The sequence below is a fragment of the Stenotrophomonas pictorum JCM 9942 genome (genome assembly GCF_001310775.1).
GTDB classification, from domain to species: Bacteria; Pseudomonadota; Gammaproteobacteria; order Xanthomonadales; family Xanthomonadaceae; genus Stenotrophomonas; species Stenotrophomonas pictorum.
This window is the reverse complement of sequence record NZ_BAZI01000700.1, coordinates 1-837: the sequence shown is the minus strand read 5'-3', so window position 1 is coordinate 837 and position 837 is coordinate 1. Positions and strand designations below refer to the sequence as shown.

General features: G+C 68.9%; 1 protein-coding gene and 1 pseudogene. Both read left to right on the top strand.

The genetic code is table 11. The features are described 5' to 3' along the window. Positions 1-191 (top strand): annotated as a pseudogene (locus JCM9942_RS17145) (gamma carbonic anhydrase family protein); the annotation flags it as partial. Between the two features lie 189 nt (positions 192-380). Next, a partial coding sequence (locus JCM9942_RS17140; RefSeq protein WP_172675200.1) for an RDD family protein occupies positions 381-837 on the top strand: 457 nt, incomplete at its 3' end.

Here is an 837-nt window from a genome sequence, read left to right as displayed (position 1 = left end):
TCGAGGCAAACGCCTTCATCGCCGCCGGTGCGGTGGTCGGCCCGGGCAAGGTGGTGCGCAGCGGCGAGCTGTGGGCCGGCAACCCGGCGCGGCTGATGCGCCAGCTCAGCGACAAGGACATCGAAGGCCTGCGCTATTCGGCCGACCACTACGTCAAGGTCAAGGACCAGTACCGCTCGATGCCCGGCTGATCCCGGCGGTGGTTGCAGGCGACGGTGGGCTGGGCTTTCCACAGGACCGCGGTTAAAGTCGCCGCTGATCAAGGACGCCATCGAGACCCGCATGCCCCTGGCACCTGTCCGGGCTGGAAACCGGACTTTCCCGCGCTGCCGGGCCTACCTCAACATCGCCGCGGTGGTGCCGTGACACCGGCGCCAGCGATGCTGGATACCTACCGCGAAGTGATCACGCCTGAGGGCGTGCCCCTGCAGCTGCCCGCCGCCGGGCCGGTGCCGCGGGCGCTGGCCTGGCTGATCGATCTGATGGTGCGCGTTGGCGTGCTGACGCTGATGAGCCCGCTGCTGGCGCTGCTCGGCGGGTTGGGCCAGGGCCTGTATCTGGGACTGATGTTCCTGATGTTCTGGGCCTATCCGATCATCCTCGAGGTCTGGCTGGGACAGACCCTGGGCAAGAAGGCCGTGGGACTGCGCGTGATCGCCCGCGACGGCGCGCCGCTGGGCTGGATGGCGGCGATCGTGCGCAACCTGCTGCGCACCGTGGACATGCTCCCGTTCGGCTACGCACTGGGATTGATCTGCTGCCTGTACGACCCGTACGGCCGCCGCCTGGGCGATCTGGTCGCCGGCACGCTGGTGTGCATCTGCCGCCGCGTACCGC